This is a genomic window from Streptomyces sp. NPDC001292 (assembly GCF_042896465.1).
In the GTDB taxonomy this organism is placed as follows: domain Bacteria; phylum Actinomycetota; class Actinomycetes; order Streptomycetales; family Streptomycetaceae; genus Streptomyces.
The window spans coordinates 48,499-74,310 of sequence record NZ_JBIAXG010000038.1 but is presented as its reverse complement, the minus strand read 5'-3'; the positions used below and the strand labels follow the sequence as shown (position 1 = coordinate 74,310).

21 protein-coding genes and 1 pseudogene are annotated in these 25,812 nt (G+C 70.9%); 3 read left to right on the top strand and 19 right to left on the bottom strand.

Annotated elements, in window-relative coordinates; genetic code table 11:
- Positions 1-22 precede the first annotated feature (22 nt).
- The 9 genes from ACFY4A_RS31750 to ureA form a co-directional block, all read right to left on the bottom strand.
- Complete coding sequence (locus ACFY4A_RS31750) at positions 23-463, bottom strand: VOC family protein (protein WP_390832770.1); 441 nt, start codon at positions 461-463, stop codon at positions 23-25.
- 53 nt (positions 464-516) lie between these two features.
- Complete coding sequence (cimA, locus tag ACFY4A_RS31745) at positions 517-2,121, bottom strand: citramalate synthase (RefSeq protein ID WP_390832769.1); 1,605 nt, start codon at positions 2,119-2,121, stop codon at positions 517-519.
- A 285-nt stretch (positions 2,122-2,406) separates the two neighbouring features.
- A complete protein-coding gene (locus tag ACFY4A_RS31740; RefSeq protein ID WP_390832768.1) occupies positions 2,407-3,708 on the bottom strand; it encodes an MFS transporter in 1,302 nt (433 codons plus the stop codon).
- Between the two features lie 59 nt (positions 3,709-3,767).
- The gene (locus ACFY4A_RS31735) at positions 3,768-4,853 is read right to left on the bottom strand and encodes a TolB family protein (RefSeq protein ID WP_390832767.1); all 1,086 of its coding nucleotides are present in this window, start codon (positions 4,851-4,853) and stop codon (positions 3,768-3,770) included.
- A 119-nt stretch (positions 4,854-4,972) separates the two neighbouring features.
- A complete protein-coding gene (locus ACFY4A_RS31730; protein ID WP_390832766.1) occupies positions 4,973-5,599 on the bottom strand; it encodes a TetR/AcrR family transcriptional regulator in 627 nt (208 codons plus the stop codon).
- Positions 5,599-6,072, bottom strand: coding sequence for a hypothetical protein (locus ACFY4A_RS31725; protein ID WP_390832765.1), 474 nt, complete (start codon positions 6,070-6,072; stop codon positions 5,599-5,601). Before ACFY4A_RS31725 ends, ACFY4A_RS31730 begins: the two co-directional genes overlap by 1 nt.
- Positions 6,073-6,096: 24 nt before the next feature.
- Entirely contained in the window at positions 6,097-7,176 is a 1,080-nt protein-coding gene (locus tag ACFY4A_RS31720; protein WP_390832764.1) for an agmatine/peptidylarginine deiminase, read from the bottom strand.
- Between the two features lie 29 nt (positions 7,177-7,205).
- Complete coding sequence (locus ACFY4A_RS31715) at positions 7,206-8,894, bottom strand: urease subunit alpha (protein ID WP_390832763.1); 1,689 nt, start codon at positions 8,892-8,894, stop codon at positions 7,206-7,208.
- A complete protein-coding gene (ureA, locus tag ACFY4A_RS31710; RefSeq protein WP_390832762.1) occupies positions 8,891-9,574 on the bottom strand; it encodes an urease subunit gamma in 684 nt (227 codons plus the stop codon). Before ureA ends, ACFY4A_RS31715 begins: the two co-directional genes overlap by 4 nt.
- Before the next feature lie 139 nt (positions 9,575-9,713).
- Here ureA and ACFY4A_RS31705 point away from each other — a divergent pair.
- Positions 9,714-10,609, top strand: a pseudogene (locus tag ACFY4A_RS31705) (cytosine permease); the annotation flags it as partial.
- Between the two features lie 141 nt (positions 10,610-10,750).
- Here the strand turns inward: ACFY4A_RS31705 and ACFY4A_RS31700 are convergent.
- The 5 genes from ACFY4A_RS31700 to ACFY4A_RS31680 all read right to left on the bottom strand — a co-directional run bounded on the left by ACFY4A_RS31700 (position 10,751) and on the right by ACFY4A_RS31680 (position 16,313).
- The gene (locus tag ACFY4A_RS31700; RefSeq protein WP_390832761.1) at positions 10,751-11,839 is read right to left on the bottom strand and encodes a branched-chain amino acid aminotransferase; all 1,089 of its coding nucleotides are present in this window, start codon (positions 11,837-11,839) and stop codon (positions 10,751-10,753) included.
- Between the two features lie 254 nt (positions 11,840-12,093).
- Entirely contained in the window at positions 12,094-13,137 is a 1,044-nt protein-coding gene (locus tag ACFY4A_RS31695; RefSeq protein WP_390832760.1) for a 3-isopropylmalate dehydrogenase, read from the bottom strand.
- 75 nt (positions 13,138-13,212) lie between these two features.
- Positions 13,213-13,344: a hypothetical protein gene (locus tag ACFY4A_RS31690; RefSeq protein ID WP_141358068.1), complete on the bottom strand. Its 132-nt coding sequence runs from the start codon at positions 13,342-13,344 to the stop codon at positions 13,213-13,215.
- A gap of 360 nt (positions 13,345-13,704) precedes the next feature.
- Entirely contained in the window at positions 13,705-15,336 is a 1,632-nt protein-coding gene (pruA, locus tag ACFY4A_RS31685; RefSeq protein WP_390832759.1) for an L-glutamate gamma-semialdehyde dehydrogenase, read from the bottom strand.
- A 50-nt stretch (positions 15,337-15,386) separates the two neighbouring features.
- Positions 15,387-16,313 (bottom strand): proline dehydrogenase family protein, encoded by a 927-nt coding sequence (locus ACFY4A_RS31680; RefSeq protein WP_390832758.1) that lies wholly within the window; start codon positions 16,311-16,313, stop codon positions 15,387-15,389.
- Positions 16,314-16,480: 167 nt separating this feature from the next.
- Here ACFY4A_RS31680 and ACFY4A_RS31675 point away from each other — a divergent pair, with 167 nt between their 5' ends.
- The gene (locus ACFY4A_RS31675) at positions 16,481-17,908 is read left to right on the top strand and encodes a PucR family transcriptional regulator (RefSeq protein ID WP_390832757.1); all 1,428 of its coding nucleotides are present in this window, start codon (positions 16,481-16,483) and stop codon (positions 17,906-17,908) included.
- Here ACFY4A_RS31675 and ACFY4A_RS31670 read toward each other — a convergent pair.
- Positions 17,905-18,501, bottom strand: a complete 597-nt coding sequence (locus tag ACFY4A_RS31670; protein WP_390832756.1) for a TetR/AcrR family transcriptional regulator — start codon at positions 18,499-18,501, stop codon at positions 17,905-17,907. The two genes, ACFY4A_RS31675 and ACFY4A_RS31670, sit on opposite strands and share 4 nt — an antisense overlap.
- A gap of 96 nt (positions 18,502-18,597) precedes the next feature.
- Here ACFY4A_RS31670 and ACFY4A_RS31665 point away from each other — a divergent pair, with 96 nt between their 5' ends.
- Entirely contained in the window at positions 18,598-20,169 is a 1,572-nt protein-coding gene (locus ACFY4A_RS31665; protein ID WP_390832755.1) for an MFS transporter, read from the top strand.
- Positions 20,170-20,320: 151 nt separating this feature from the next.
- On the opposite strand, the gene serA is transcribed toward ACFY4A_RS31665, so the two are convergent.
- From serA to ACFY4A_RS31645, 4 genes are all read right to left on the bottom strand, one after another.
- Complete coding sequence (serA, locus tag ACFY4A_RS31660; RefSeq protein WP_390832754.1) at positions 20,321-21,910, bottom strand: phosphoglycerate dehydrogenase; 1,590 nt, start codon at positions 21,908-21,910, stop codon at positions 20,321-20,323.
- Between the two features lie 316 nt (positions 21,911-22,226).
- Entirely contained in the window at positions 22,227-23,225 is a 999-nt protein-coding gene (gene ilvC, locus ACFY4A_RS31655) for a ketol-acid reductoisomerase (protein WP_390832753.1), read from the bottom strand.
- A 118-nt stretch (positions 23,226-23,343) separates the two neighbouring features.
- A complete protein-coding gene (ilvN, locus tag ACFY4A_RS31650; protein ID WP_390832752.1) occupies positions 23,344-23,868 on the bottom strand; it encodes an acetolactate synthase small subunit in 525 nt (174 codons plus the stop codon).
- A 20-nt stretch (positions 23,869-23,888) separates the two neighbouring features.
- Positions 23,889-25,736 (bottom strand): acetolactate synthase large subunit, encoded by a 1,848-nt coding sequence (locus tag ACFY4A_RS31645; RefSeq protein WP_390832751.1) that lies wholly within the window; start codon positions 25,734-25,736, stop codon positions 23,889-23,891.
- Positions 25,737-25,812 lie beyond the last annotated feature (76 nt).

Genomic DNA, 25,812 nt, shown 5'->3' with positions numbered 1-25,812 from the left:
CGGGGGCACGCCGACGCGCCGGCTACCGCGTCGGCTGGCCGATGCCCAGCAGGTTCCCCTCGCTGTCCCGGAACCAGGCGCCGCGCTCCCCGCGTGCGCCCTTGCTCGGGTAGTTCCCCTCGATCTCGGCGATCCCGTCCTTCGTACGGAAGCCGGGCCTGCCGACCTCCTCGAAGACGACACCGCGCCGCCGCAGCCGCGACACGGCCGCCTCGATGTCGTCGACCTCCCACGCCATCTGGGTGAACGTGCCGGGCGAGGCCCCGGTGGAGAGGAAGACCACGAAGCAGGTCTCCCCGCACCGGTACAGCAGCCCGCCCGGCCGTTCCTCGACGGGCCGCAGCCCCAGCTTGTCGGCGTAGAAGCGCCGTGCCCGCTCCAGGTCCCGGGCCGGCAGCCTGGTCGTGACCCGTCCCCCGGCCAGAGGACCGTCGTCCGGAGAGCCGTCGTCGTCCGCGTCCATGTCTCCACTGTGCCGTGGCGGGCGGCGGACGGCGGCCCCGGGCGTCCGTTCGGCTACTGCGCCGGTTCCACGCCGGCGCGCAGCAGGCCGTAGGTGTACGCGTCCTCCAGCGCCTGCCAGGAGGCCGCGATCACGTTGTCGGCCACGCCCACCGTGGACCACTCGCCCTGGCCGTCCGAGGTGGAGATCAGGACGCGGGTGGTGGAGGAGGTGCCGTGCTTGCCCTCCAGGATGCGGACCTTGTAGTCGACCAGGCCGAGGGAGGCGAGCTCGGGGTAGATCTTCTCCAGGGCCACGCGCAGGGCGCGGTCGAGGGCGTTGACCGGGCCGTTGCCCTCGGCGGTGGCGACGATGCGCTCGCTCTTGGCCCACAGCTTCACCGTGGCCTCGTTGGCGTGGGTGCCGTCGGGGCGGTCCTCGACGATGGCCCGCCAGGACTCGACGTCGAAGTACGTCAGCGGCCTGCCCTCGGCCTCGGCGCGCAGCAGCAGTTCGAAGCTCGCGTCGGCCGCCTCGTAGGTGTAGCCCTTGAGCTCGCGCTCCTTGACCCGCTCGACCACGCGGCCGACCAGTTCGCGGTCGCCGCCGAGATCGATGCCGAGTTCCTTGCCCTTGAGCTCGATGGAGGCGCGGCCGGCCATGTCGGAGACCAGCATGCGCATGGTGTTGCCGACCTGCTCGGGGTCGATGTGCTGGTACAGGTCCGGGTCGACCTTGATGGCGGAGGCGTGCAGACCGGCCTTGTGGGCGAAGGCGGAAACACCCACATAGGGCTGGTGGGTGGAGGGCGTGAGGTTGACGACCTCGGCGATGGCGTGCGAGATGCGGGTCATCTCGCGCAGCCGGCCCTCGGGCAGCACCCGCTTGCCGTACTTCAGCTCCAGGGCCGCGACCACCGGGAAGAGGTTGGCGTTGCCGACCCGCTCGCCGTAGCCGTTGGCCGTGCACTGTACGTGGGTGGCGCCGGCGTCGACGGCCGCGAGCGTGTTGGCGACCGCGCAGCCGGTGTCGTCCTGGGCGTGGATGCCGAGGCGGGCGCCGGTGTCCGCGAGAACGGTCGAGACGACCGCCTGGACCTGGGCGGGCAGCATGCCGCCGTTGGTGTCGCAGAGGATCACCACGTCCGCGCCGGCCTCCGCGGCGGTGCGGACGACAGCCTTGGCGTATTGGGGATTGGCGCGGTAGCCGTCGAAGAAGTGCTCGCAGTCGACGAAGACCCGGCGGCCCTCGGCGCACAGGTGGGAGACGGTGTCGCGGACCATCTCCAGGTTCTCCTCCAACGTGGTGCGCAGCGCCAGTTCCACGTGCCGGTCGTGCGACTTGGCGACCAGGGTGATCACCTCGGCGCCGGAGTCCAGCAGCGCCCTGACCTGGGGGTCGTCCGCCGCCTTGGCGCCGGCCCGGCGGGTCGCCCCGAAGGCGACGAGCTGGGCGTGCCGGAAGTGGATCTCCTGCCGGGCGCGGGCGAAGAACTCGGTGTCCCGCGGGTTCGCGCCGGGCCAGCCACCCTCGATGAAGCCCACGCCGAAGTCGTCCAGGTGCCGAGCGATGGCCAGCTTGTCGGCGACCGTGAGGTTGATCCCCTCACGCTGGGCGCCGTCGCGCAGGGTGGTGTCGAAGACGTGGAACGAATCGTCGAGTTGGCTGGTTGCGGTCATGGTCTCAAGGCTCCTGTTTGCAATCTCGGTCTTGCCGTCAATGACCGGCTCCACCGTCCCCCCAATAGTCCCTCGCGCAGCGCTCCCGGCTGTGGGTGGGCCAGGAAAACGAAAGACCTCTCGCGGGTGCGAGAGGTCTGCGCGCGGGTCGAGGACGACGGTGGCCGCCCGTACCTGGTCGTACGTGGCGGTCACTGCGGACCGGCGCGCCTGCTGCCAATAATCATGGCGGACGAGAGCACGGGGGCAGTCTGGCACAGCCCCGCCCCCTTCGGACATCGCGTCTCAGGATGCGGGCGTCAGGCTGGACGCCTTGGCGGCCTTCACGCGCGTCAGATCCAGGTCCCTGGTCTCCCGCATGGTGATGTAGACCACGAGCGAGACGGCCGCGCAGGCCGCCACGTACCAGAAGAATCCGGACTCCGCACCGGTGTTCTTGAACCACAGGGCGACGTATTCCGCGGTGCCGCCGAAGAGGGCGTTGGCGAGGGCGTAGGGCAGGGCCACGCCGAGCGCGCGCACATTCGTGGGGAACAGTTCCGCCTTCACGCACGCGTTGATCGAGGTGTAGCCGGTGACCACGAGCAGGGCCAGCAGGGACAGCCCGAGCGCCGGCCAGAAGCTGTCCGCGCGCCGCAGCAGGGTCATGATCGGCACGGTCAGGACCGTCGAGCCGACGGCGAAGGTGATCAGCAGCGGCCGGCGGCCGATCCGGTCGGACAGGCGCCCGGCGAGCGGCTGGAGGCAGGCGAAGACGATCAGCGCGGTGAAGGAGACCAGGGTCGCGGTCTGCTTGGGCAGACCCGCGGAGTTGGACAGGTACTTCGTCAGGTACGTGGTGTACGTGTAGTACGCCACGGTGCCTCCCATGGTCAGGGCGATCACCAGGAACGCCTCCCGCTTGTGCCGCCCCAGCGCGCGCAGGGTGCCGCGCTCCTCGCCGCCGGTGGCGTCGGCCTGGTACACCTCGGTCTCCAGCATGCTGCGGCGCAGGTAGAAGACCACGGCCGCGCCGAGCGCGCCGACCACGAACGGGATGCGCCACCCGTAGCTGTGCAAGGCGTCGTCGGACATGGTGCGCTGGAGCAGGATCTGCAGACCGAGGCCGAGGATCTGACCGGCGGTCATGGACACGTACTGGAAGCTGGAGGCGAAGCCGCGGTGGCGCGGGGCGGAGGCCTCGGTGAGATAGGTGGCGCTGGCCGCGTACTCACCGCCCACGGACAGTCCTTGGAGCAGGCGTGCGGCGAGCAGCACCAGGGCGCCGCCGTAGCCGGCGACGGCGTAGGTCGGCGCCACGGCGATGAGGACGGCGGACGCCGACATGAGGGTGACGGTCAGGGTCAGGGCCGCCTTGCGGCCCCTGCGGTCGCCGACCCTGCCGAGCAGCCAGCCGCCGACCGGGCGCATGAAGAAGCCGACGGCGAAGATGCCCGCGGTGTTCATGAGCTGGGCGGTCGGGTTCCCGTCCGGGAAGAATGCCCCGGCGAAGTAGGTGGCGAAGCTGGCGTAGACGAACCAGTCGTACCACTCCACCATGTTTCCGGCCGAACCGATCCAGATTTTCTTCCAGTGCTCTCGTCCCATGAGCCGTCACTGCCCCGGACGGGCGGTGGGAACGCACCGGAATCAGCCAAACGGAGCGGTCAGTTCAGGCGTCGCAGGAAGACGTCCGGAACGCCGTTGGTGTCGTGCGGCACCAGATCGGCGGCCGGGGAGGAGAAGACGACGGCGTGGCCCTTGCGGTCGACCGCGCGCGGGAGGGCGGTGGCGCCCGCCGGGGCCACCGGGTGCCGTCTGCCGGACGGCAGGGCGAGCAGGTCCAGCCCGCCGTCGCCGGACAGCAGCACGTCCCGCAGCGAGCCGTCGGCGGCGACCGCCCCGGTGTCGGCCGCCTGCCGGACGCGCCCGGTGCGCAGGTCCTGGAGGTACGCGGTGGTCGGCCGGTCGGCCGCCGTGGCGTTGAACAGGGCGCGGCGGCCGTCGTCGGAGAGCCGGACGAGCGTGGCCGAGAAGCCGGTGCCGATGTCGGAGACGTGTCCGTCGCGGACGACGCGGATCCGCCCCTCGGTGCCCTGCCCCGTGCGGGCCGACACGCTGTAGGCGACCGTGCGGCCGTCGGCGCTGAGCCAGGCGTTGAGGATCACGCCCTCGGCCGGCAGCGGCGAGATCTGCCGGTCGGTGCCGGTGTTCAGGTCGCGGACGTAGAGCACGCGTGCGTACTTGTCGCCGTGGCGGTTGCCGATGGTGTACGCCACGTGCCGGCCGTCGGCGCTGATCGCGGTCGCAGTGCCCAGCTCGTAGGAGGTGTCCTGCGGCGGCTCCTCGGGCCACAGCACCTCCGTGCGCCCCGTGACGCGGTCGTACACGTACGGCTTGGGGTAGCGGTTGCCGTTGGAGTAGGCGAGGCGGCGGCCGTCGGCGCTGAGCATCGGCCCCGTCGTGTAGACCAGGTCCTCCGGGACCTGGGTGAGCCTGCCGGTGCGCAGGTCCTTGAGGTACAGGCGGGTGTCGACGCCGCCCTCGGGATCCGCCGAGGAGAAGACGACGTACCGGCCGTCGCCGCTGACGACGCCGCCGCCCGACGCCGCGGTCAGCTCGCTCCCGTCGGTGGCGGTGCTGACCCGCTCGACGCGCGGCGGAGGGGGCGCGGCCACGGCGGTCGGGCCGGGAGCGAGCAGCAGTCCCGCTGCCGACGCGGCGCCGAAGGCTCTGCGGACATGCGCGGCCATGGCCATGGTTCCCCCCGAACCCGGTCCTCCCCCGGTCCCGCACCCGAGGACTCCCCGGATTCAAACGCACCGGCCGGTCCGCAGCAATGCGCTGGTTTACGTACAACCCGGGCGGCTGATCAGGCGTCCGCGAGCCCCGGCCGGCCCAGGGCGTCGTCGAGGAACTCACTTACGTGGCACATGACTTGGGGCCGGTCCGTGCCGCGCAGCCCGATCGCCACCTGGATGGAGAAGCCGTCGAGCAGGGCGCGCAGCCGCGCGGCGAAGCGGTCCGCGTCGACCGGCTGGAACTCGCCGCGCGAGACGCCCTCGGCGACCAGCGCGGCCAGGTCCCGGTGCCAGGCGCCCTCAATGGCGGCCTGCCGGTCGCGGGCGTCCTCGCCGGCGTTCAGCGAGCGGTTCCAGACCTCCAGCCACAGCGTCCAGTGCGGGTCGCGGTGACCGTCCGGCACATACAGGTCGACGTAGGCGTCGAGCCGTTCGCGGACCGGGGCCGCACGGGTCAGCAGGCGGCCGCGCTCCGCCCCGAGCCGGCTCTCGCTCCACTCCAGCGTCTGCAGCAGCAGTTCGTCCTTGGAGCGGAAGTAGTACAGCAGATGGCCGCTGCTCATCCCGACCTCACGGCCGAGCGCCGCCATGGTGAGCTGCTCCAGACCGCGCTCGGCGATCATCTCCATGGCGGCGGCGAGCACCTCCTCACGCGGCGGCGCGGGGGTACGCCTGCGGGGCGCCGGGGTGGTGCTCATTAGGGGACCACCCCTTCTGCAGCGCTCACGGACAGGAAGTGGGTCTCGTAGGGGCCGTAGCACTCGCTGAACAGCGTCGCCACCACCGCTTCGCACCCGCCGCACACCTGGTTCGGGCCCTCCCGACCGGGGGTCCCGCAGCACCCGTACTCCTGGCAGGCTGCGTTGTACGACAGGAAACCGGCCGTGTCCTCGGGGCCGGCCACCAGGGTGTCGCACGGCCCGGCCGACATCAGGAATCCCGGGCCGTCGGGGTCCGCCACGCTCACGCCGGGGACGGCGGCTCCCACCCACTCCGGGTCCGGGTGCGGCACGAATGGCGCCCCACACGGCTCGGGATCCACCGCGTACGTGCCCGGCGGCACGGTCGGCGGGGCGTGCCGCGAGCCGTCCGGATCCTTCCGGCCGTCGTGCTCCGGGCGCGGCGGCTGGGTGAGGGGGCGGTCGCAGGCCGCGCAGACCAGTACGTTCACTCGTACGTTCTACCCGACCGTCTTCTACCTGACGACCGTCTTCGGCTGCTGCTGGGTGATGCAGTGGATGCCTCCGCCGCCGGCGAAGATGGCGCGGGCGTCGACCGGGGTCACCGTGCGGTCGGGGAAGAGCCGGCGGAAGATGCCGGCCGCGTGCTCGTCGCGCGGGTCGTCGAAGGCGCACAGGACGACGCCGCCGTTGCAGACGTAGTGGTTGATGTAGGAGTAGTCGGCCCAGTGCCCGTCGGCCTCCAGGACGGTGGGGGCGGGGACTTCTACGACCTCCAGGGGGCGCCCGGCGGCGTCGGTGGCCGACTTCAGGATGCCGACGACCTCCTTGGTGACCTCGTGGTCGGGGTGGGCCGGGTCCGGCTGGTGGTGGGCGACGACGACGCCGGGGCGGGCGAAGGCGGCCACGATGTCGACGTGGCCGAGGGTGCCGTAGCCCATGGGGGTCCCCGCACGCCGTTCAGGCAGTGGGGGAGGGTAGTCGCCGGTCAGGCCGCGCGGCAGCCAGATCGCCTTGCGGGTGCCGAGGTGGGCGTGGATCTCCGCCTCGACCTGCTCCTTCGTCCAGTGCGGGTTGCGCTCGGGGCCGAGTTGCACGGTCTCGGTCAGCAGGACCGTGCCCTCGCCGTCGACGTGGATCCCGCCGCCCTCGTTGACGAGTGCGGAGGAGTACGTCTTCGCGCCCGCGAGGTCCGCGACATACGCGGCGATCTTCGCGTCGTGCTCCCAGCGGGCCCAGTCCTGGGCCCCCCAGCCGTTGAACGTCCAGTCGACGGCGGCGAGTCCACCCGTGCCGTTGGTCAGGAAGGTGGGTCCGATGTCGCGCATCCAGGCGTCGTCCAGATCGCGTTCGACCGTGTCGATGCCGTCGCCCAGGAGGGTGCGGGCCTCGGCCGACTGGCCGGGGCCGCAGACCACCGTCACCGGCTCGAAGCGGCGCACGGCACGGGCCACCGAGGCCCAGGCGGCGCGCGAGGCGGCGACGTCGTCGGGGGTGTCGAAGGTCGGGTTGGGACCCGGCCACGCCATCCAGGTGCGCTCGTGCGGCGCCCACTCGGCGGGCATGCGGAAGCCGTCGGCGGCGGGGGTGTTCATGTCGGGGGTCCTCGCAGAGGTCACGGAGGTCACAGGAAGTACAGGCGGTTGAGGGAGACCGAGTCGGCGGGCTCGGAGCGGATCGGGTCGCCGTCCAGAGTGACCAGGCCGGTGCGCTGGTCGACGTCCACGGATCCGGTACGGGAGTTGAGGCGCAGGTCGGCGGGGCCGATACCGCGGGTGCCGCGCACGGCGACCCTGCGCCGCCGGGTGGGCATCGTGTCGTGGCCCTGGTCGACGGCGGCCTGGGCGACGAACGCGACCGAGATCTCGGCCGGGGTGGCGCCGTGCGCACCGAACTGCGGGCCCAGTACGAGGGGTTCGCAGGTGTCGGTGGCCGCGTTGGGGTCGCCCACCACGCCGTACGCGGGGAAGCCCGCCTTGAGGACGAGTTGCGGCTTGGCGCCGAAGAACTCGGGGCGCCACAGCACGATGTCGGCCAGCTTGCCGGTCTCGATCGAGCCCACCTCGTGGGAGAGGCCGTGCGCGATGGCGGGGTTGATCGTCAGCTTGGCGATGTAGCGCAGGACGCGCGCGTTGTCGTCGTCCGGGCCGTCCCCGTCGACCGGGCCCAGCTCGGTCTTCATCTTCCCGGCCATGGCGAACGTGCGGCGCACGGTCTCGCCGGCCCGGCCCATGCCCTGGGCGTCGGAGGAGGTGATGCCGATCGCGCCCAGGTCGTGCAGCACGTCCTCGGCACCCATGGTCCCGGCGCGGATGCGGTCGCGGGCCATGGCGGCGTCGCCGGGCAGGTCGGTCTTGAGGTCGTGGACGGAGACGATCATGCCGTAGTGCTCGGCGACCGCGTCCCGTCCGAAGGGCAGGGTGGGGTTGGTGGAGGAGCCAATGACGTTGGGGACTCCGGCCATCTTCAGCACGTTGGGCACGTGTCCGCCGCCACAGCCCTCGATGTGGAAGGCGTGGATCGTGCGGCCCTCCAGGGCGCGCAGGGTGTCCTCGACGGACAGGCACTCGTTCAACCCGTCGCTGTGCAGCGCGACTTGTACGTCGTGCTCCTCGGCGACCCGCAGGGCCGTGTCGAGGGCGCGGGTGTGGGCGCCCATGTCCTCGTGCACCTTGAAGCCCGAGGCGCCGCCCTCGGCCAGCGCCTCGACCAGCGGGGCGGGGTGCGAGGACGAACCGCGGCCCAGGAAGCCGATGTTGACCGGCCAGGCGTCGAAGGCGCCGAACGCGTGGCGCAGCGCCCACGGCGAGTTGACGCCCACGCCCCACACCGGCCCGAACTCCTGGCCGATGATGGTGGTCACGCCGGAGGCGAGCGAGGCCTCCATGATGCGCGGCGACAGCAGGTGCACATGGGTGTCGACGGCGCCGGCGGTGGCGATCAGCCCCTCGCCGGACACGATCGTGGTGCCGGTGCCGACGACGACGTCGACGCCGTCGAGGGTGTCGGGGTTCCCGGCCCGCCCGATGGACTGGATCCGGCCCTCGCGGATTCCTATGGAGACCTTGCGGATGCCCTGCGCGGCGTCGATGACGACGACGTTGCTGATCACGACGTCGCAGGTCTCGCGGACCGCCGCCGCCTTGAGGTGCAGTCCGTCCCGGGCGGTCTTGCCGAAGCCGGCGAGGAACTCGTCGCCGTACCGCTGCGCGTCGGACTCGACCCGGACCACCAGCCCGGAGTCGCCGAGGCGGATGCGGTCCCCGGCCCGCGGGCCGTGGGTGGCTGCGTACGCGTACGGGTCGATGCTCATCGGTCCGCTCCCAGGTATCCACAGGCGGCAGCCCGGCGCAGGGCGTCTTCCTTCGCCCCCGGCGCGTCCAGGGGCCCGTCGACGAGTCCCGCGAAGCCGATCGTGATCCGCTCGCCGCCGATCGGCACGAGGCCGACCTCGACGCTCTCCCCCGGTCCGAACCGCACGGACGATCCGGCGGGCACCGCGAGCCGCATGCCGTAGGCCCGCTCGCGCGGGAAGTCGAGGCGCGGGTTGGCCTCGAAGAAGTGGAAGTGCGAGGTGACGGAGACCGGCACGGACGCGGTGTTGGTGACCGTGAGCCGTACAGCCACCTCCGGCTCGGCGTGCTCCGGTCCCGGCAGCAGCGCGCCCGGACCCATCTCGCCCAGCCCGCCCCCCGCGATCGGGTCGGAGACCACCGCGAGCCGTGAGCCGTCGTCGAAGACGGCCTCGACGTGGACCTCGGTGACCACGTCCGCCACGCCGGGCAGGACGTCGTCCGGGCCGAGCACCGTGCGGGCGCGCTCGATCGCCTCGGCGAGCCGGGCGCCGTCACGGGCGGCCTCGCACACCGTGTCAACGATCAGGGCGGTGGCCTCCGGCACGTTGAGCCTCAGGCCGCGGGCCCTGCGGGCGCGGGCCAGTTCGGCGGCGGTGAACAGCAGAAGCCGGTCACGCTCGGTGGGGGTCAGTCTCACGCCGCGACACCTCCTTGAGCCTCAAATTAGAACAACACTCTAAACGTGAAAATCCAAGAAAGGAACCGTTGATGGGTGAGCGGCTCATCCGTCTCTTTGAACGTCGCTCTAACCCTCGGGCGGTCGAAGGGGACCTGCCATGCCGTTAGAACAGCGCGGAGTCGGCACCATCCCCGAGGAGGAACGGACCAGCGGGCCACGCGATCTGGTGTCGATCCTGTTGGGATCCAATCCGTGTCTCGGCCTGATCATCTCCGGCTGGCTGCCGCCGTCGTTCGGGCTCGGCTGGTGAGCCTCGCTCAGCTCGATCGTGGTGGGCACGGTGGTCGGCACCCTGTTCACTGACGCCGCGCTCGGCGTCAGCCCGAACGGCCCACGGCGCCCGCGCCGCCCTCGACTACGCCGGGCCGCTGGTGGACGCCTCCCCCACCTGGTACCTGATCCCGCTGCTGCTGTCCGCCTCCGCGGGCCCGGTCGGCAACGCGGGTCTGATGCTGTACTCGATGGGCCTCGGCCTGGACGCCATCCTGCCGCGCGCCTCCCGCGCCCGGGCCACCTACACGGTCGCCGTCGCCACCACGGCCTGCGTCTTCGCCGGCCTCTCCCAAGCTCTCGGCTTCGCTCGAGCAGGGAGGTACCCCCATCGCCTGGGACGCGCAGTCGGCGATGACCTCCTTCGTCCTCCTGCTCACCGCGATCGGCACCCCGTGGGCGGTCATCACCCTCATCGGCTTCGCCCGCTGCCGCGGGGTGTACGACGCGGACGCCCTCCAGGTCTTCAACCGGCGCTCCCGGGGCGGCGTCTACTGGTACCGGTCCGGCTGGAACGTCCAGGCGACCGTCTCGTGGGCGGTCGGCGCCGGCGTCGGCCTGCCGGCGGTTTCCCTGCCGTCGTACGAGGGACCGCTGCTGTCCCCGACCGGCGGCGTGGACTGCAGCTGCTTCCTGCTGTCGGGAGCCGTCGGCGGCCTGGTCCACCTGCTGCTCGCCCCGCGGCCTCAGCCGTCGGCTCGCGTCGGGGCCGAAAAGGAACCGGCTCGAGCCGACATCGGACTCCAGGTCCTGTCGGGGCAGCCGATACGCACACCACCAACAGCCTTTCCCCACCCGCCGGTTGGCGAAGCCGGCGGACGGGGAACGGGAGGCGGCCGGTCAGGCGAAGGGCCGGGCGGGCGCCTACGCCAGCGCGTGCATCCAGCCGTGCTTGTCCTCGGTGACGCCGCGCTGGATGTCCAGCAGGGCCCGGCGCAGCTTCATCGTGACCTCGCCGGGCTCGCCGCCCGACTGCTGCCACTCGGCGCCCGCGCGCTTGACGGTGCCGACCGGAGTGATGACGGCGGCCGTGCCGCAGGCGAAGACCTCCGTCAGCGTGCCGTTCTCGGAGTCGCGCTGCCACTGGTCGATGGAGACGCGGGCCTCCTCGGACTCGTAGCCGAGGTCACGGGCGACCGTCAGCAGCGAGTCACGGGTGACGCCCTCCAGGATCGAACCGCTCAGGGAAGGAGTGACGATCTTGTCGCCGTAGACGAAGTACAGGTTCATGCCGCCGAGTTCCTCGACCCACTTGTGCTCCACGGCGTCGAGGTAGCAGACCTGGTCGCAGCCCTCGGCGGCGGCCTCGGCCTGGGCGAGCAGCGAGGCCGCGTAGTTGCCGCCCGTCTTGGCGTCGCCCATGCCACCGGGGACGGCGCGGACGCGGTCCTCGGAGGCCCAGATGGAGACGGGCTTCACACCGCCCGGGAAGTACGCGCCGGCCGGCGACGCGATCACGAGGAACAGGTACTCGTTGGCGGGCTTGACGCCCAGCCCGACCTCGGTGGCGATCATGAACGGGCGCAGGTACAGGGACTCCTCGCCGCCGTGCGCCGGCACCCATGCCTTGTCCTGGCGGACCAGGACGTCGCAGGCCTCGATGAACGTCTCGACGGGCAGCTCGGGCATGGCCAGGCGGCGGGAGGACGCCTGGAAGCGCTTGGCGTTCTTCTCCGGGCGGAAGGTGGCGACCGAGCCGTCGGGCTGGCGGTAGGCCTTCAGGCCCTCGAAGATCTCCTGCGCGTAGTGCAGGACGTGCGTGGCGGGGTCGAGGGAGATCGGCGCGTACGGAACGAGCTGGCCGTCGTGCCAGCCCCGGCCCTCCGTCCACCTGATCGTCACCATGTGGTCGGTGAAGTGGCGGCCGAATCCGGGGGTGGCCAGGATGGCCTCCCGCTCCGCGTCGGAGAGCGGGTTGGCCGATGGCTTGAGCTCGATCGTGGGCGTCGTCATGAGTGAGTGTCCTTCACCGAGTTTGTTGTGACAGGCCGCGCTCACGCCCGTGCGGCCGGTGGCCTGTGCTTGGACGTCCGAGCATTCCCTCATACCGCGGCTCCGCGTCCGATTATCGCGCGGAGCCGACGGCGGAAGAAAACGGGGTGAATGCGGCCCAGTGACTGATGGTGGCACCCGGCGGCGGACAGGGGGAAGCCGCCGGGCGCGGATGCGACCCGACGGCTTCGAAGTTTTCGAATGGCCCGGCCGGGTCAGCCCGCTACTCGTACGCGGAGCGCGTCGCCGATCTCGGCGGTGGAACGCGCGGGCAGCGTGCCGCGCTCCGCGAGGTCGGCGGAGACGGCGTCCTCGATCCGGGTCGCCTCGGACTCGTAGCCGAGGTGGCGCAGCAGCAGGGCGACGGACAGGACCGTGGCGGTGGGGTCGGCCTTGCCCTGGCCTGCGATGTCCGGGGCCGAGCCATGGACCGGCTCGAACATGGACGGGAACTCGCCGCTCGGGTTGATGTTGCCGGAGGCGGCGACGCCGATGCCGCCGGAGACGGCGGCGGCGAGGTCGGTGATGATGTCGCCGAAGAGGTTGTCGGTGACGATGACGTCGAACCGCTCGGGCTGGGTCACCAGGTAGATGGTGGCCGCGTCGACGTGGATGTACTCGGTGGTGACCTCGGGGTACTCCTCGGCCACCTTGTTGAAGATGTTCGTCCACAGGTGGCCCGCGAAGGTCAGCACGTTGTTCTTGTGGACCAGCGTGAGCTTCTTGCGCGGACGGGCCTGGGCGCGGGCGAAGGCGTCGCGCACCACGCGCTCGACACCGAAGGCCGTGTTGACGGACACCTCGGTGGCGACCTCGTGCTCGGTGCCCTTGCGGATGGTGCCGCCGTTGCCCGTGTACGGGCCCTCGGTGCCCTCGCGGACGACGACGAAGTCGATCTGCGGGTCGCCCGCGAGCGGGGTGGCGACACCGGGCAGGAGCTTGCTCGGGCGCAGGTTGACGTGGTGGTCGAAGGCGAAGCGGAGCTTGAGCAGGAAGCCGCGCTCCAGGACGCCGGAGGGCACCGACGGATCGCCGATGGCGCCGAGCAGGATGGCATCGTGCCGCCCCAGCTGCTCCAGGTCGGCGTCGGTGAGAGTCTCCCCGGTGGCGTGGTAGCGCCGGGCGCCGAAGTCGTACTCCTTGGTCTCCAGCTTCACATCCTGCGGTAGGGCGGCGGGCAGGACCTTCAGGCCCTCGGCCACGACTTCCTGGCCGATTCCGTCACCGGGGATCACTGCGAGATCGATGCTGCGAGACATGCCGGCACCCTACTCCTCGTCCCATGAGATGACATGGAGCGTCCGCGATCCGGACACCCGGGGGTCTCCTGGGCCTCAGTGACCCGTCTGTCCGCCGTTGTCGCGGCGGTCGAGGGCGCGCTGGAGGGCGGCGGCGGCGTTCTTGCGGTCGGACTCGCTCGTGCGGGGGATGTGGCGGACGCGGCGGCGGACGGTCGTCTCGGGCATGGGAATCGACTCCTTCGAGCAACGCGGAGTACGGAAAAGAAGGACTGACGAGACTCCCCCACTGCCTAATGGGCGTGGGCGGCACCCCCGGAAGGGGCGGAAAGCCCGCCGCAGGGGTGTCCTGCACGGGCCCGGCTCACGACCGCCATTCGCTGGGTCGAGCGAGGCGTTCGGCTCCTACAAAGCTAAGTGAGGACCGGGCGTCTGTCTCCACAATTACTCGGACTTCCTACTATCTGAGACGGTGGATTGGGTCGCACCCCCCTGACCTGCGCTTTTCCTTTGACCCGAATGGCACCGCCCCCGGTCCGGAGGGGTGATTCCGGAGCGGGGGCGGGGTTCGGGGTCACCGCGCGGGCGTCAGCCCATGTGCGGGTAGGTGTAGTCGGTCGGCGGGACCAGGGTCTCCTTGATGGCGCGAGTCAGGGTCCAGCGCATCAGGTTCTGCGGGGCGCCGGCCTTGTCGTTGGTGCCGGAGGCACGGCCGCCGCCGAAGGGCTGCTGGCCGACCACGGCGCCGGTCGACTTGTCGTTGATGTAGAAGTTGCCGGCCGCGTAGCGCAGCTTCTCCATCGTGTACGCCGCGGCGGCGCGGTCGCCCGCGACGACCGAGCCCGTCAGGGCGTAGTCCGACACCGACTCCATCTGGGTCAGCATCTCGTCGTAGGCGTCGTCCTCGTAGACGTACACCGCGAGGATCGGGCCGAAGTACTCGGTCGTGAAGACCTCGTTCTCCGGGTCGGTGCACTCGATGACGGTCGGGCGGACGAAGTAGCCGACCGAGTCGTCGTAGGTGCCGCCCGCGACGATCGTGCAGGACGGGTCCTCCTGGGCCCGGTCGATCGCCGCCTTGTTCTTCGCGAAGGAACGGTCGTCGATGACCGCGCCGATGAAGTGCGACAGATCGGTGACGTCACCCATGGTCAGGGAGTCGACCTCGGAGACGAACTCCTCCTTGAAGCCGGAGTTCCAGATCGACGCCGGGATGTAGGCGCGGGAGGTGGCGCTGCACTTCTGGCCCTGGTACTCGAAGGCACCGCGGGTCAGCGCGGTCTTCAGCACCGCGCGGTCGGCCGACGGGTGGGCCACCACGAAGTCCTTGCCGCCGGTCTCGCCGACCAGGCGCGGGTAGGCGCGGTACTTCTCGATGTTGTTGCCGACCGTCTTCCACAGGTGCTGGAAGGTCCTGGTCGAACCGGTGAAGTGGATGCCGGCCAGGTCGCGGTGGTTCAGGGCGACCTCGGAGACCTCGATGCCGTCACCGGTGAGGAGGTTGATGACGCCCTTGGGCAGGCCCGCCTCCTCCAGCAGCTTCATGAGCAGCACGGCGGCGTGCGTCTGGGTCGGGGACGGCTTCCAGATCACCACGTTGCCCATGAGGGCCGGGGCGGTGGGCAGGTTGGCCGCGATCGCCGAGAAGTTGAACGGCGTGATCGCGTAGACGAAGCCCTCCAGCGGACGGTGGTCCATGCGGTTCCACACGCCCGGGGAGTTGGCCGGGGGCTGCTCGGCGAGGATCTGGCGGGCGTAGTGGACGTTGAAGCGCCAGAAGTCCACCAGCTCGCAGGGGCTGTCGATCTCGGCCTGCTGCGCGGTCTTGGACTGGCCGAGCATCGTGGAGGCGGCGATCGTCTCGCGCCACGGGCCGGACAGCAGCTCGGCGGCGCGCAGGATGATCGCGGCGCGGTCGTCGAAGGACATCGCGCGCCAGGCCGGGGCGGCGGCGAGTGCGGCGTCGATGGCGTCCTGGGCGTCCGCCTTCGTGGCGTTGCGGTAGGTGCCGAGGACGGCCTTGTGGTTGTGCGGCTGGACGACCTCGAAGGACTCGCCGCCGCCCATGCGCTTCTCACCGTCGATGGTGCAGGGCAGGTCGATCGGGTTCTCGGCCAGCTCCTTGAGCTTGGCCTCCAGACGGGCACGCTCGGGCGAGCCGGGGGCGTAGCCGTGCACCGGCTCGTTGACGGGGGTGGGGACCTGGGTCACAGCGTCCATGGGTTCCGAACTCCTTGACTTGAGCGGTGTTGCGAGCGGGGTGCGGAGGCTCAGCCCTTGCTGACCATCGAGCGGAGGAAGAAGCGCAGGTTGGCCGGCTTCTCCGCGAGGCGACGCATGAAGTAGCCGTACCAGTCGGTGCCGTAGGCGGTGTAGACGCGCATGCGGTGGCCCTCGGCGGCCAGGCGCAGGTGCTCGTCGCTGCGGATGCCGTACAGCATCTGGAACTCGTACTCGTCGAGCTTGCGGCCGGCGGCGCGGGCCAGTTCCTGCCCGATCGAGATCAGGCGCGGGTCGTGGGAGCCGATCATCGGGTACCCGTCGCCCTCCATCAGAACGCGCAGGATCCGGACGTACGCCTTGTCGATCTCGTGCTTGTTCTGGTAGGCGACCTCGGCGGGCTCCTTGTAGGCGCCCTTCACCAGGCGGACCCGGCTGCCGTTCGCGGCGAGGCGGCGGGCGTCGGCCTCGGTGCGGAAGAGGTAGGCCTGGATGACGCAGCCGGTCTGCGGGAAGTCCTTCCGCAGTTCCTCGTGGATGGCGAACATCGAGTCGAGGGTGGTGTGGTCCTCGGCGTCCAGCGTGACCGTCGTGCCGATGGCGGCGGCGGCCTCGACGACCGGGCGGACGTTCTTCAGCGCCAGCTCGTGGCCGTCCTCCAGGGCCTGGCCGAACATGGACAGCTTGACGGACATCTCGACCTTCGGGCCGAGCTCCAGGTCCTTGATCCGGTCGATCAGCTCAAGGTACGCATCCCGTGCCGCGGCGGCCTGTTCGGGGGTGGTGATGTCCTCACCGACCACGTCCATGGTCAGCTCCAGGCCCCTGCCGGTGAGGTCCTCGATGATCGGGACGATGTCACCCACGGTCTCGCCGGGGATGAAGCGGTCGACGACCTGCTTCGTCCCCGGGGCCGCCGAGATCAGGCGTCGCATCCGGTCGCTGCGCGACGCGGCGAGAATCACGGGACCCAGCACGGGGGCCACCTCCACACAAACAAGCAACACAAGGCCGCAGCCCGACGGTTCGGGGGCGGCACGGAGAACCACCGTGAAAGTAAAGGTTTCCTCAGATCGTCGGCCATCGACAGCTGTCACGCATCCGCGCACGTGATCTCAGACAGATGTATGAAGGCCCTGCGGAAATGCGGGAGAATGCCCGAGTGACATCCAGTTACAAGGGTGACTACCAGGAACTGGTCGACGAGATCTCGGAGCTGCTCGGCGCGCCGGCGACCCTGGAGAACCGGAACTTCGAGCTGATCGCCTTCGGCGCCTACGACAGCGAGGGCGACCTGGATCCGTCCGCCCTGGACCCGGTGCGCACCCGCTCGATCCTCACCCGCCGCTCCACGTCGGCCGTCCGCCACTGGTTCGAGGGCTTCGGCATCACCCGGGCGACCGGTCCGGTGCGGATCCCGCGGACCCCGGAGGCGGGCGTGTACCGGGGACGGATCTGCCTTCCGGTCCGCCACCGGGGTGTCGTCCTCGGCTACGTCTGGCTCCTCGACTACGAACCCGGGCCCACCGAGCAGCAGCTGGCCGCGGCCATGCTGGTGACCGCCCGGATCGGCGCGCTGCTGGCGGACGAGGCCCAGCACGGCGCGGACCTCACCCGGGAGCTGCGGGCGGTGCTGACCGCCGAGCCGGGCTGGCCGCGGGACATGGCGGTGGCGGAGCTGCGGACGGCTCTGGGCGTCCGCGCGGACGGCCCGCACACGGTGGTGTGCGTGGCCCCCTGGCCGTCGGCGGACCCGGACGACACCCCCTCGGTGCGCACCCTGCCCGGCGCCAGGGCCCTGTGCGCGATCCCCTGGGGTGGGGGGGCCTCCCACACCCTCAAGGCAGCGGGGGAGACCGGCCAGAGCCTGGTCCTGCTGGTCAGCCTGCGCTCCACGGACACCCTGACACCGGCGGTGACGGCGGCGACCCGGCTGCTGGAGCGAGCGGCGGCGTCGGGGCCGTCCGGCGGCGCGGGCCGCCCCGCCACGGGGAGCGCACGCGGTGGCGCCACCGGCCAGGCGGCAGGACCCGAAGGCGGCGTGGGCCACACCGGCCCCGGGAGCGGAGGAGCCGCCGCCCAGGACGGGACGGCCGGTCGGGACGGCGGCCCGGGCCGGACCGCAGCGGGAAGTCCGCGCGGCGGAGCGGGAGGTGGTGGCGGGGTGGCCGCGGGGATCGCCGCGGCGCGGACCGGGCTCGCCGAGCTGGGTACCGCGTGGGCGGAGGCCTCGGCGGCGGCACGGGCCGCGCTGGCGGAGCCGCGGCTGGGACCGGTCGCGCAGTGGGCGGCCATCGGGCCGTACCGGCTGCTCACCGCGCTGCCGTCGCAGGCCGCGCACGACCCTGCCCTGCACGGGCTGCTCTCCCCCGCCCACCGGGAGCTGGCCCGCACCGCCGAGGTCTACCTCGACTGCGCGGGACAGGCCGGGCGTACCGCCGCCGAGCTGGGCGTCCACCGCCAGACCCTGTACTACCGCCTGTCCCGGGTGGAGCAGCTGACGGGCCTCGACCTGGACAACGGCGAGGACCGTCTGCTGCTGCACATGGCGCTGAAGGCGGCACGGCTCTAGGAGTCCCGCGCGGTCCCCGCGATCACCCGGCGCAGGCCCTCGGTGAGCTGGTCGGCGTCGGTCGCCGAGTCCGGGTCGAAGAGCCACTGCACCATCAGCCCGTTGAGGAGGGTCACGTAGAACCGGCCCTCCGTCTCGACGGTCTCCTTGTCGAGTTCGGTCTCCGGGATGCCGGTGAACAGGGAGGCCAGGCCCGAGCGCCCTTCCCGCTGAGCCTCGGCTAGCAGCCGGCGCACCTCCGGGATCCGGTCGCCCTGGAGGACGAGTTCGAAGCTCAGCAGCCAGACGGCCCGCGACTCGGGGAGCGAACGGATGATGTCCGCCCACAGGTTCTGGAAGCGTTCCAGCGATCCCAGGGGTGCCGTCCGCGCGTCACCCGCGCCCCAGCCCAGGCCCTCCTGGGCCTCCCCCACGCCTTCGATCAACGAGACGTAGGCCTGGACCAGCAGCGCGTCCTTCGAGCCGTAGTGGTAGCCGATCGAGGCGAGGTTGGTCCCCGACTCCTTCACGATGTCGCGCGCGGTCGTGCGCACGAACCCCTTCTGCAGCAGGCAGCGCTTGGCGCCCTCGAGCAGGTCCTCACGGTGTCCCATGCCCGCCACCCTACCCGCGATCCATACAGCCGTCCTAGACAGGTGACTTATACATTCGTTCTAGACAAGCGTTTAAGACGCTCGTACATTGCTGGCATGACGAACTCGACGAGCACCCCGACCCCGTCCGCGAACCCGCTGCGCGCCGGGCGCCGCGAATGGACCGCTCTCGGCGTGCTGATGCTGCCGCTGCTGCTGGTCTCGATGGACGTCTCAGTCCTGTACTTCGCCATCCCGGCGATCAGCGCGGACCTGGAGCCGAGCGGCACCCAGCAGCTGTGGATCTTCGACATCTACGCCTTCGTCCTGGCCGGCCTGCTGATGACGATGGGCTCGCTCGGCGACCGCATCGGCCGCCGCAGGCTGCTGCTGATCGGCGCCGCCGCCTTCGGAGCCGCCTCGCTGGTGGCGGCCTACGCGGACAGCGCCGAGACCCTGATCGCCGCCCGCGCGGTCCTCGGCATCGGCGGGGCGACCCTGATGCCGTCCACGATGGCGCTGGTTCGCACGATGTTCACCGACACCTCCCAGCGCGCGAAGGCCATCGGCGTCTGGTCGGGCGTGATGACCGCGGGGATCGCGCTGGGATCCGTGCTGAGCGGGGTGCTGGTCCAGTTCTTCTGGTGGGGCTCGGTGTTCCTGGTCAACCTGCCCGCCATGGTGCTGCTGCTGGTGCTCGGCCCGTTCCTGCTGCCCGAGTCGAAGAGCTCCGAGCCGGGCCGCTTCGACCTGCTGAGCGTGCCGCTGTCCATGGCGGCGGTTCTCCCCGTGATCTACGGTCTGAAGAAGATCCCGTCCGAGGGCGCGCACCCGCCGTACGTCGCCTCCGTCGCCGTGGGTCTGCTCTTCGCCGCCCTCTTCGTCCGCCGCCAGCGCACGGCGGCCTCGCCGATGATCTCGCCGGCCCTGTTCCGCGGCCGGGGCTTCGCGCCCGCGGTGGTCCTCAACCTGGTGTCGTCCTTCGCGATGATGGGCTCGGCGTTCTTCACCACGCAGTTCCTCCAGTCGGTGCTCGGCAAGAGCGCGATGGAGGCGGCCCTTTGGGCACTCCTGCCGTCCGTGCCGATCGGGATGGCCGCGCCGGTCGCCGCCGCGCTGGTCCAGAAGGGCGTCGACCGGGCCTACGTCGTGACGGCGGGCTTCGCGATCGCCGCGGCGGGCTACGGCATGCTGGCCCTGGCCGGCACGGACTCGCTCTGGCTGGTGCTGGCCGCGTGCGGCGTCCTCGCCTCCGGCATCGTGACGGTGCTGTCCCAGATGACCGACCTGGCGCTGAGCGCGGCCCCGGTGGAGAAGGCGGGCGCGGCCTCCTCGCTGCTGGAGACCGGCGCGGAGTTCGGCGGCGCCCTGGGCATGGCGGTCCTCGGCTCGATCGGCACGGCGATCTACCGCCACGAGATCCCGTCCTCCGCCCCGGCGGCGGCCCACGAGACCCTGGGTGGCGCGCTGGCCGTCGCCGGACAGCTGCCGGGGCGCACGGGAGACGTCCTGGCCACCGTCGCCCGGGAGGCCTTCACCAGCGGAATGCACGGCGCGGCGCTCACCGGGGCGGTGGTACTCCTCCTCGCGGCGGCGGGTGCGGCGACGACACTGCGCCGGATCCATGTCAGGGAAACGGCACGGGCCGCGGAGACCGAGGCGGCGGCGGTGGCCGAGACCGCGGCCTGAGAGCCATCCACAGCACAGGAAAACGCCGGACGGGCTCGAGCAGCCCGTCCGGCGTTCGAGGACGAGCCCGTTCAGGGCGAACGGGGGCCCGGGGGCAGCGCCCCCGGGGACGGTGACCTCAACCGGCGGTCATCTGGAACGAACGGCGACCTCAGACCAGGTTCACCGAGCGGGCGGACGTGGCCCCGATCTCCTCGGCGACCTCCGCCAGCACCCCGGAGGGCACCGTGTCGTCGACCGTCAGCACCGCCAGCGCCTCCCCGCCGGCCACCGCACGGGCGACCTGCATACCGGCGATGTTGATACCGGCCTCACCGATGACGCGGCCGACGGTGCCGACGACACCGGGACGGTCCTCGTAGCGCAGGACGACCATGTGGTCGGCGAGCGCGAGGTCGACGTCGTACTCACCGACCGCGACGATCTTCTGCAGGTGCTTGGGGCCGGCCAGCGTGCCGGAGACGGAGACCTCCTCGCCGTCCGCGAGCGTGCCGCGCACGGTGACGACGTTGCGGTGGTCGGCCGACTCCGAGCTGGTGGTCAGGCGCACCTCCACACCCCGCTCCTGGGCGAACAGCGGCGCGTTGACGTAGGACACCGTCTCGTCGACGACGTCCTCGAAGACGCCCTTGAGCGCGGAGAGCTCCAGCACCTTCACGTCGTGCTGGGTGATCTCGCCGTACACCTCGACGTCGAGGCGGACCGCGACCTCGCCGGCGAGCGCGGTGAAGATGCGGCCGAGGCGCTCGGCGAGCGGCAGGCCCGGCTTGACGTCCTGGGCGATGACGCCGCCCTGGACGTTCACCGCGTCCGGCACGAGCTCACCTGCGAGGGCGAGGCGGACGGACTTGGCCACGGCGATGCCGGCCTTCTCCTGGGCCTCGTCGGTGGAGGCGCCCAGGTGCGGGGTGCACACGACCTGGTCGAACTCGAACAGCGGCGAGTCCGTGCACGGCTCCTTGGCGTACACGTCCAGACCGGCGCCCGCCACGCGGCCTTCCTTGAGGGCCGCGTACAGCGCCTCCTCGTCGACGATCCCGCCGCGCGCGGCGTTGACGATGCGTACGCTCGGCTTGACCTTGTGCAGCGCCTCCGCGCCGATCAAGCCAAGGGTCTCGGGCGTCTTGGGCAGGTGCACGGTGATGAAGTCGGAGACCTCGAGCAGCTCGTCCAGCGTCAGCACCTTGACGCCCATCTGCGCGGCCCGCGCGGGCTGCACGTAGGGGTCGTAGGCGACGACCTTCATACCGAAGGCCGACATGCGCTGGGCGACCAGGGCGCCGATGCGGCCGAGGCCGACGACACCGAGGGTCTTCTCGGCGAGTTCCACGCCGGTGTACTTGCTGCGCTTCCACTCGCCGTTCTTCAGCGCGGCGTTGGCCTGCGGGATGTTGCGGGCGGTGGCCAGGAGCAGACCGCAGGCCAGCTCGGCGGCGGTCACGATGTTGGAGGTCGGGGCGTTGACGACCATCACGCCGGCCTTGGTGGCGGCGGAGACGTCGACGTTGTCCAGGCCGACGCCGGCTCGTGCGACGACCTTGAGCCTGTTCGCCGCGGCGATGGCCTCGGCGTCGACCTTGGTCGCCGAGCGGATCAGGATCGCGTCCACGTCGGCGATGGCGGGGAGCAGTTCGGCCCGGTCGGCGCCGTTGCAGTGCCGGATCTCGAAGTCCGGGCCGAGCGCGTCGACGGTCGCGGGCGACAGCTCTTCAGCAATGAGTACGACGGGTTTCGAGCTCACGTGAGTCCTCACAGATCTGGGGGCACCTCCCATGCCTTGAAAAGCTAGGGGGGAGCATGCGGACGGCCGTGTCCCGACGGCCGCAGGCGGAGGAAGGGGCTAGCCGCGTGGAAGACGCACGACGCTGTGGGCCTGACGCGTTGTAGTTCAGAAGTGTAATGGCGCCGCGTGCGTCGTATTGCGCCGCTGCGGAAGGATCACCCGTCCGTGGCTGGACGGGTGGGACAACACCGCGAACCCGCCCCGGACCGGCGGCGTCGCCCGGGCTCGCCGAAGGGGCCGGAGCGGTACTGCTCCGGCCCCTTCGGGACGAGGCTCACGCCTCCTCGTTCACCCAGCTCATGAGCTTGCGCAGTTCCTTGCCGGTGGTCTCCAGCAGGTGCTCGGAGTCCTGCTGCTTGTACTCGTTGTACTTCTTCAGACCGCCGTGGTACTCGTCCATCCAGGTGCGCGCGAAGGAGCCGTCCTGGATCTCGGCGAGGACCTTCTTCATCTCGGCCTTGGTGGCGTCGGTGATGATGCGCGGGCCGGTGACGTAGTCGCCCCACTCGGCGGTCTCGGAGATCGACCAGCGCATTTTCTCCAGGCCGCCCTCGTACATGAGGTCGACGATCAGCTTCAGCTCGTGCAGGCACTCGAAGTAGGCGATCTCCGGCTGGTAGCCCGCCTCGACCAGGGTCTCGAAGCCGGCCTTCACCAGCGCCGCGGTGCCACCGCACAGGACGGCCTGCTCACCGAACAGGTCGGTCTCGGTCTCCTCGGTGAAGGTCGTCTTGATGACGCCGGCGCGGGTGCCGCCGATGCCCTTGGCGTACGACAGGGCCAGCGCGAAGGCGTTGCCCGAGGCGTCCTGCTCGACGGCGACGATGCAGGGAACGCCGCGGCCCTCCTCGTACTGGCGGCGCACCAGGTGGCCCGGGCCCTTCGGGGCGACCATGCAGACGTCCACGCCGGCCGGGGGCTTGATGAAGCCGAAGCGGATGTTGAGGCCGTGGCCGAAGAACAGCGCGTCGCCGTCCTTCAGGTTCGGGGCGATGGACTCCTCGTAGACCTGGGCCTGGATCGGGTCCGGCACCAGGATCATGATGACGTCGGCCTCCGCGGCGGCCTCCGCCGGGGTGACCACGCGCAGGCCCTGCTCCTCGGCCTTGGCCTTGGACTTGGAGCCCTCGTGCAGACCGACCCGGACGTCGACACCGGAGTCGCGCAGCGACAGGGCGTGGGCATGGCCCTGGCTGCCGTAGCCGATGACCGCGACCTTGCGGCCCTGGATGATGGACAGGTCGGCGTCAGCGTCGTAGAACAGCTCGGCCACTTTGGGTTCTCTCCTTGGTGTGCAGATTGTGCTTCCCACCGTATGCCGGTGGGGGGACGGGAGGTCTGGGAGTCTCGGTATCCGGGCGGCCGGTGTCACCCGACCGCCCGGACCCGGATCATGCGGAACGGTCCAGGGCGCGCAGTGACCGGTCGGTGATCGAACGGGCGCCGCGTCCGATCGCGATCGTTCCGGACTGGACCAGCTCCTTGATGCCGAACGGCTCCAGCATCCTGAGCATGGCCGACAGCTTGTCGCTGGAACCGGTGGCCTCGACGGTCACGGCCTCCGGGGAGACGTCGACGGTCTTGGCGCGGAACAGCTGGACGATCTCGACGATCTGGGAGCGCGTCTCGTTGTCGGCGCGCACCTTCACCAGGACGAGTTCGCGCTGCACGGCCTGCGACGGCTCCAGCTCGACGATCTTCAGGACGTTGACCAGCTTGTTGAGCTGCTTGGTCACCTGCTCCAGCGGGAAGTCCTCGACGCTGACCACGATGGTGATGCGGGAGATGTCGGGGTGCTCGGTGACGCCGACGGCGAGGGAGTCGATGTTGAAGCCGCGGCGGGAGAACAGGGCGGCGATCCGGGCGAGGATGCCGGGCGTGTTCTCGACGAGGACCGAGAGGGTGTGCTTGGACATGGTTCTCACTCAGCTCTCTGTCAGTCGTCTTCGTTGTCGCCGAAGTCGGGGCGGACGTCCCGGGCGGCCATGATCTCGTCGTTGGAGGTGCCGGCCGCGACCATCGGCCAGACCATCGCGTCCTCGTGGACGATGAAGTCGACGACGACCGGGCGGTCGTTGATGGAGTTCGCCTCCTCGATGACCTTGTCGAGGTCCTCCGGGGACTCGCAGCGGATGGCGTAGCAGCCCATGGCCTCCGACAGCTTCACGAAGTCGGGGACCCGGGTGCCCCTGGCCTCCGGGTTGACGTCGTCCGGGCCGGAGTGCAGCACCGTGTTGGAGTACCGCTGGTTGTAGAACAGGGTCTGCCACTGGCGGACCATCCCGAGGGCGCCGTTGTTGATGACGGCGACCTTGATCGGGATGTTGTTCAGCGCGCAGGTGGTGAGTTCCTGGTTGGTCATCTGGAAGCAGCCGTCGCCGTCGATCGCCCAGACGGTCTTCTGCGGCTGTCCGGCCTTGGCGCCCATCGCGGCCGGGACGGCGTAGCCCATGGTCCCGGCGCCGCCGGAGTTCAGCCAGGTGGCGGGCTTGTCGTACTGGATGAAGTGCGCGGCCCACATCTGGTGCTGGCCGACGCCCGCGGCGAAGACCGTGCCCTCGGGGGCGAGCTGCCCGATGCGCTCGATGACCTGCTGCGGGGAGAGCGAGCCGTCCGCGGGCTGCTCGTAGCCGAGCGGGTAGGTCTCGCGCCAGCGGGCGAGGTCGTTCCACCATGCGGTGTAGTCGCCGCGGTGGCCCTCGCTGTGCTCCTTCTGGACGGCCTGGATCAGGTCGGCCAGGACCTCGCGGGCGTCCCCGACGATCGGCACGTCGGCGGCGCGGTTCTTGCCGATCTCGGCCGGGTCGATGTCGGCGTGGACGATCTTGGCGTACGGGGCGAAGCTGTCCAGCTTGCCGGTGACGCGGTCGTCGAAGCGGGCTCCGAGGGCGACGATCAGGTCGGCCTTCTGCAGCGCGGTGACGGCGGTGACCGCACCGTGCATGCCCGGCATTCCCACGTGCAGCGGGTGGCTGTCGGGGAATGCGCCGAGCGCCATCAGGGTGGTGGTGACGGGCGCTCCGGTGAGTTCCGCGAGGACCTTCAGCTCGGCCGTGGCGCCGGCCTTGATGACGCCGCCGCCGACGTAGAGCACGGGCCGCCGCGCGGAGGTGATGAGCTTGGCCGCCTCGCGGATCTGCTTGGCGTGCGGCTTGGTGACGGGCCGGTAGCCCGGCAGGTCCATCACCGGCGGCCAGGAGAAGGTGGTCCTCGCCTGGAGGGCGTCCTTGGCGATGTCGACCAGGACCGGTCCGGGGCGGCCGGTGGAGGCGATGTGGAACGCCTCCGCGATCACCCGGGGGATGTCCTCGGCCTTGGTGACCAGGAAGTTGTGCTTGGTGATCGGCATGGTGATGCCGACGATGTCCGCCTCCTGGAAGGCGTCCGTGCCGATCGAGGACGACGCCACCTGGCCGGTGATCGCGACCATCGGGACGGAGTCCATGTGGGCGTCGGCGATCGGGGTGACCAGGTTGGTGGCGCCGGGTCCCGAGGTGGCCATGCAGACGCCGACCTTGCCGGTCGCCTGCGCGTAGCCGGTGGCCGCGTGACCGGCTCCCTGCTCGTGCCGGACCAGGACGTGGCGCACCCTGCCCGAGTCCATCAGCGGGTCGTAGGCGGGAAGGATCGCACCGCCGGGAATGCCGAATACGGTGTCGGCGCCGACCTCCTCGAGAGAGCGGATGAGGGACTGCGCACCCGTGACGTGCTCGGGCGCGGACGGGTGTCCTCCGGATCGGGGCCGCGGCTGCGGATGAGGGGCCCCGGTGGCCTGCTCGGTCATCGGCATTCTCTTCTCGATGCTGAGGGTTTTTGCGAGGTTTGGGCGGAGTTCGGGCGCTGCACGCCAGGTGCTCGTG